The sequence below is a fragment of the Bacillus sp. C30 genome (assembly GCF_040838255.1).
GTDB lineage: Bacteria > Bacillota > Bacilli > Bacillales > Bacillaceae_G > Bacillus_A > Bacillus_A mycoides.
In genome coordinates this window covers 1-6,008 of sequence record NZ_JBFPJH010000203.1, presented here as the reverse complement: position 1 = coordinate 6,008, position 6,008 = coordinate 1, and the positions used below count along the sequence as shown (strand labels likewise).

The following is a 6,008-nucleotide window of genomic DNA, read 5'->3' as shown; positions in this document are numbered from 1 at the left end:
ATTATCATTTAACAAAAAAGGATTCTTATATTCTATATCGAATTTTGAGAAGATGATAAAACGATATAAGAAGAGGGATGAATATGCAGGCTGTCATTAAAAAAATAAAAGAAATACAAATTGGTCAAGTTGGAATACTTGTTTATTCAACAAAGAATGGAAATATAGTCGCTACCCATAACAATGAGCTATACGTTCCTTTAGCATCAGCAGCAAAAGTGGCAATTGGATTTACAGTAGCAAAGATGGTAAAGGATAAACTAATTAGTTGGAATGATACACTTCATCACATTAAGTTTAATCCAAATGAGGATAGTGTGCAGTTATATCCTCATTTACAAGGAAGAACTACATTAACACTTAGTAAAGCGGTTGAAGTAATGATAGCTTGCCACGACAGTTATATTGCTCACTCGGTTGTAATGCACTGCGGAGGATGGGAAACTGTCAGAGAAAATGTTTTAACGTACTTTTCAAAGATTCATATACAGGAAAACCCTAGAGATGAGCAAAATGTCGGAGAGTTAAATCAAGTTCTTTCACTTTTAGTGCATATTTTTCAAGGATATAAATCAGAACCAGAATTATGGGAACCCATTATTAATGGAATGGTAAGGCAACAAGGTGATTATGAAGGGATACCGTATTATCATTTAGCTCATATGACAGGTGGTTTATCCACCGCTATAATAAATATTGGTATAATAGGAATGTTTCATGAATTTCCGTTTCTTTATGTAATTGGGGGAAGAGATTTACCTAATCGATTTGATAATAAACAAGTTGATGAAACCGTTATAGAAGCTTTGAGGTACGTATACAAAGAATATAGTTATGTTAGGGGTGAGTGATTGAAACGAAACTTAAAGACTCCAACAATCATTATTTTAATCCTTACGATTATTGCTCTTGAAGTTGGAATTGCGCTATACGATCGCACTTTGTCATTAGATACTATTTACTTTGCAGCGATTCTCATTTGTATTGTATTGCTTTTTGGTACACGTGTTTCTGAAGTGAAAGAAAGTACATCGAGACAAAGACGAAGAAAAACAGCTCTTATATTTTGGCCATCTATTTTATTATTAATCGCTAGTTTTGCCGTTATAAGTTATGTGAGAACAGGCGATGTCTCTGTACCAGGGATAATTGGTTTTTCATGATTTGTTACATATGCTGGATTTATATTCATCAGTATATTAAAGAGAAGAAGTAAAAATTAAATGTAGCTTACTAAGTTGAAAGGAGGAAATATATGAAAAGCATAGAGAACGGTACTCGCACTGAAGGTGAATACATTAAAAATAAAGTAATTCAATATAATATGTCTATCTTAACAGATGAAGTAAAACAGCCCATGGAACAAGTAAGTTTTGTAGTGAAAGATGAGGAAGGAAAAATCTTTGGCGGGGTAACAGGAACGATGTATTTTTATCATCTTCATATAGATTTTTTATGGGTTGATGAATCTGTTCGTCATGATGGTTATGGTAGTCAATTGTTACATAAAATAGAAGGAATTGCGATGGAAAAAGGATGTAGACTTATTTTACTAGATTCATTTAGTTTCCAAGCACCAGATTTTTATAAAAAGCACGGATACCGAGAATATGGTGTTGTTGAAGATCATCCTAAAGGGCATAGTCAACACTTTTTAGAAAAGAGATTATAATAATATTATGTATACTGGTTGAGGGGAGAAAAAATGTACACGTATAGATTACAACATGAACAACCAATCTGTGTAGAAAAAATAAAGAAACTTTACGATTCTGTAGGTTGGTGGCCAGAAAGAAAAGAAGTCGATATTCAAAAAATGTTAAAGAATAGTATAGCTATTGGAGTATGGGAAGAAAACGAATTAATTGGATTTGCTAGAGTTGTTACTGACGGTGTTTTTCGGGCGTATATTGAAGATGTTGTCGTACATGAGAGTGTAAGAAATAAAGGTATTGGTGAGAAGATGCTTACAATGTTACTTCGAGAGATATCTCATATTGATATTGTAAGTCTATTTTGCGGCGAGAAACTAATAAAGTTTTATGGTGAACAGCAATTTAAAGCGACGAAGCAAATTGTGATGCATCGTAATCAAATAGTGAAAGAATAAGAGGTGCCAATTAGAATGAATGCAACAAGAGCGTATTGTTTATCGAAAAGAAAAGCGACAGAGGATTCTCCAGATGGCTGGAGTGCAACATGTATGAGGCTCAATAATAAAATATTTGCGATAGTGAACCATGAAGAAGGGGAAAAAGCTGCGATTACATTAAAATGTGATCCAGAACTCTCTTTACGAATAAGAGAAGATTACCCAGAAACAATAATTCCTGGATATCATATGAATAAAAAGCATTGGAATACAGTGTACATACATAAGGATGTGGGGCAAGAACAAATTAATAAAATGATAGATTGGTCGTATGATTTAGTATTACAATCATTTTCAAAGAAAAAGCAGCAAGAGTTATTGGATTAAATACAAAGTGAAGTCGACTATAAATAGCTAGTAAAATGATTATATTTTACTAGCTATTTGCAGTTTTACATTATATATTAGGGGATTTTGAAATGAATACGAAACGAAATAGATTACTATATGCGGTGTTTACTATAGTTGTTATTATTTTAGGTCTTAGTTCAAGAAAGTTTGCTTTTGCGTTACCAGATTTGTTAAATGAGTACTTAGGTGATGCTTTATGGGCATTAATGATTTTTACTGGATTCGGATTTTTGTTTCCTAAAATAGAAATGAAGAAATTAGCTTTTATTAGTTTGATATTTTGCTACGGGATTGAAATTAGCCAATTGTACCATGCGGAATGGATTGATAGCATTCGCGCAACGACTTTAGGTGGACTCGTATTAGGTTACGGATTTTTATGGAGTGATTTAGTGGCTTACACAATTGGTGTTGGAGTAGGAATGCTTGGTGAGTTTATGCTACGGAAGAAATAAAAGATGTAAAAAGGGGTATTTATGAAAAAAATAATATTAATAGGTTCTGGTGGTTCAGGAAAATCTACATTAGCAAAACAGTTAGGGAATAAATTAAATATTAAGGTGCATCATCTTGATGCACTATTTTGGAAACCAAATTGGGAGGGTGTACCGAAAGAGGAGCAAAGAACGGTTCAAAATGAATTAGTTAAAGGGGAAAAGTGGATTATTGATGGGAATTATGGCGGGACAATGGACATAAGAATTAACGCAGCTGATACAATTATCTTTCTTGATATTCATAGAACAATTTGTGTTTATCGTGCTTTTAAAAGAATTGTGCAATATCGGAATAAAACAAGACCGGATATGGGGGCTGGATGTGAAGAAAGATTTGACTTGCAATTTTTCAAATGGATATGGGAATATCCTAAGTCGAAAAGACCTGCAATTTTAAAAAGAATCGATCAATTCAATAAGGATAAAAGAATTATTATTTTAAAAACACCAAATGAGGTTCAACGATTCATAAAGGAAGTGCAGTAAGTATAAATTGGTGCATTAAAAACATTAAATTATGTTCCATTTTGAATGGAGGAATAATATTGAATGAAATAATTCGCTTGATTGATTCTTATATGGTAAAAATCCCAGCAGGGGAGATAGTTTTAAGAGACGATCGAATTAAAAGAGAATGGAAGGCCCAAATTAAGCCGTTTCTTCTTGCGCAATATACTGTAACGATGGAATTATATTATACTGTTATAAATGAATCATCAAATTCTTTTCTAGGCAATCATAAACCCGTTGTTAATACTTCTTGGAATGATGTGATTATATTTTGTAATTTACTTTCAAAAAAAGCGGGATTAAAAGAATATTATTCTATTAGTGATGGCGGTCAAAAGGTTAGTTGTAATGTAGAGTCCAACGGCTACCGATTACCTTCTGAGGGAGAGTGGCAATATGCATGTAAAGCAGGGACTACTGGGTATACATATGGAGAACTTGATAAGATAGCTTGGTATAATAAAAACTCGGTTGGGAAAATTCATGAGGTCGGTAAAAAAGAACCGAATGCATGGGGAGTATATGATATGTTAGGGAATGTTTGGGAATGGTGTTATGATTTGTATGATGAAAAGGTATATGGATCGTACCGAATTTTCCGAGGCGGTAGCTGGGCTGAAGAAGCGAGAGGGTGCGGTGCTACTTGTCGCCGTCGTAGTCATCCTACATTTCATATAGATGATCTCGGTTTTAGGCTTGCTAGGTCAATTTAGCAGGAAAATGATACATATAACTCCGTAAAGAGTATGGAAAGTATCCATACTCTTTACAACATAGAAATTTTAAAATTTAAGGAGTGTTTTGAATGGCACGTGTTTTATTCATTAACGCTGGATCAGAAGGACATATAAATCCAACATTACATGTTGTAGAAGAACTGATTTCTCGCGGTGAAGAGGTAGTTTATTTTTCAATAGAGGCTTTCAGGGAGCGTATTGAGAAGACAGGTGCTACTGTACGAACGATTGATGATGAAAAATTTATAAAAGCATTTCTTTCCGGTGGTCGAAATTATTTACAGGAAAGAATAAACGGCCTTCTACATACAGCTGATATTGTAATACCTAGTGTTCTAGAACAAATTGAAGGTGAACATTTTGATTATATTATTCATGATTCGATGTTTGGCTGTGGTCGCTTAATTGCCCAAATTCTTAATCTTCCAGCCATAAATTCATGCACATCTTTTGCACAAGATGAAAAATCATTTAAACAAATGTTAGACCATCTTTCTAAAAATATCCCACTGGAAGTTCAGGATAGAATACATAATGATTTTGAAAACTTAACTAATGGAATTACAGAAAAATATGGTGTTAATATAAACTCACCGTATGAAGTTTTCTGTAATCCAGCTTCACTTACTATTGTGTATACAATTAAGGAGTTCCAACCTTTTGGGGATACATTTAATGAAACATTCAAATTTGTGGGTCCATCTATCTCTACACAAGTGAAAAATGAAGGTTTTGATTACACTTCAATTGAAGAAAAAAGCCTGATTTACATTTCATTAGGTACTGTTTTTAATGAAGCGCTTGATTTTTATAAACTTTGTATGAAGGCGTTCGAGAATAGTAAGCATACACTTGTTATGTCTATTGGCAACAAAACGGAAATAAGTGATTTAGGTAATATCCCTAAAAACTTCATTGTGAAAAACTATGTACCACAAACTGAACTTCTCAAATATACGAAACTATTTATTACACACGGCGGTATGAACAGTACGCATGAAGGGATATATAACGGTGTTCCACTCGTTGTAATTCCGCAAAGTGCAGATCAGCCAGTAATCGCAAGGCAAGTGGAGAGTCTCGGGGCAGGAGTTAAATTGCAAATGCAAGGATTAACTGCGGATCAACTAAGTGAAAGTGTAGAAATAGTATTAAATAATCCGTCATGTAAAGAAGCTGCTTTGAATTTGAAGGAGTCTCTCCGAAAATCAGGTGGGTATAAGCAAGCAGTTGATGAAATTTTTAAATTTACAGGCTGTTATTAAAACTATACATGTGAAAGGGTGTCTATATTAAATGATATAGACACTTTTTTGTTATATGAAGCGAGGAATTGATGAAATGGAAAGCATGAAAATACTAGATGTAAATTTTGCTGACATGACAGCTACACCATTTTTTCAAGTGGAGGCGAAAAATAGAATTAGATTCGATATAGAATTATTTGAGGGTAATTTGAGAGGATTAAGAGGGATTTTGACTGAACTTTTTAAAAGTCCTGATACAATTGATGTTTCATTTATTTCCGGTTACATAACATATGGTAAAAGTAAGAGAATAAATGAGAAAACAAAAATTGGAAGGTTCATGAAGATTAAGAATTGGGCAGAAACGAAAGTAGACGTTGATGATCTTGAAAGTACAATCATATTTACTACGATTAAAGGTGTACATGAAGATGAAGTATATAAGTATTGCAAGTATGTCGTTAATGGTGGTCAGCAAGCGTATATTTCTTTTTATAACGATACTTATTTATTG

General features: G+C 33.4%; 10 protein-coding genes. All 10 read left to right on the top strand.

All coding sequences use genetic code 11. The annotated features are described in order from the left end of the window. Positions 1–83 precede the first annotated feature (83 nt). Positions 84–851 carry a serine hydrolase gene (locus AB3X49_RS16300; RefSeq protein ID WP_367963359.1) on the top strand — a complete coding sequence of 256 codons (768 nt, stop codon included), beginning with the start codon at positions 84–86 and terminating at the stop codon, positions 849–851. Beyond that, positions 852–1,163 (top strand): hypothetical protein, encoded by a 312-nt coding sequence (locus tag AB3X49_RS16295; protein WP_367963357.1) that lies wholly within the window; start codon positions 852–854, stop codon positions 1,161–1,163. Positions 1,164–1,255: 92 nt separating this feature from the next. Continuing rightward, on the top strand, positions 1,256–1,672 hold the full coding sequence (locus AB3X49_RS16290) for a GNAT family N-acetyltransferase (RefSeq protein WP_002032649.1): 417 nt from the start codon (positions 1,256–1,258) through the stop codon (positions 1,670–1,672). Between the two features lie 33 nt (positions 1,673–1,705). Further along, complete coding sequence (locus tag AB3X49_RS16285; RefSeq protein ID WP_002127741.1) at positions 1,706–2,110, top strand: GNAT family N-acetyltransferase; 405 nt, start codon at positions 1,706–1,708, stop codon at positions 2,108–2,110. 15 nt (positions 2,111–2,125) lie between these two features. Continuing rightward, the gene (locus AB3X49_RS16280; RefSeq protein ID WP_000994618.1) at positions 2,126–2,479 is read left to right on the top strand and encodes an MmcQ/YjbR family DNA-binding protein; all 354 of its coding nucleotides are present in this window, start codon (positions 2,126–2,128) and stop codon (positions 2,477–2,479) included. Positions 2,480–2,571: 92 nt separating this feature from the next. Then, complete coding sequence (locus AB3X49_RS16275) at positions 2,572–2,958, top strand: ribosomal maturation YjgA family protein (RefSeq protein WP_002127740.1); 387 nt, start codon at positions 2,572–2,574, stop codon at positions 2,956–2,958. A 21-nt stretch (positions 2,959–2,979) separates the two neighbouring features. After that, on the top strand, positions 2,980–3,486 hold the full coding sequence (locus AB3X49_RS16270; protein WP_002013022.1) for a DNA topology modulation protein: 507 nt from the start codon (positions 2,980–2,982) through the stop codon (positions 3,484–3,486). Between the two features lie 59 nt (positions 3,487–3,545). Next, entirely contained in the window at positions 3,546–4,223 is a 678-nt protein-coding gene (locus tag AB3X49_RS16265) for a formylglycine-generating enzyme family protein (protein ID WP_367963354.1), read from the top strand. A 92-nt stretch (positions 4,224–4,315) separates the two neighbouring features. Then, the gene (locus tag AB3X49_RS16260) at positions 4,316–5,512 is read left to right on the top strand and encodes a macrolide family glycosyltransferase (RefSeq protein WP_367963352.1); all 1,197 of its coding nucleotides are present in this window, start codon (positions 4,316–4,318) and stop codon (positions 5,510–5,512) included. 76 nt (positions 5,513–5,588) lie between these two features. After that, positions 5,589–6,008, top strand: a 420-nt coding sequence (locus AB3X49_RS16255; RefSeq protein ID WP_367963350.1) for a phosphatase, incomplete at its 3' end; no start/stop codon positions are given.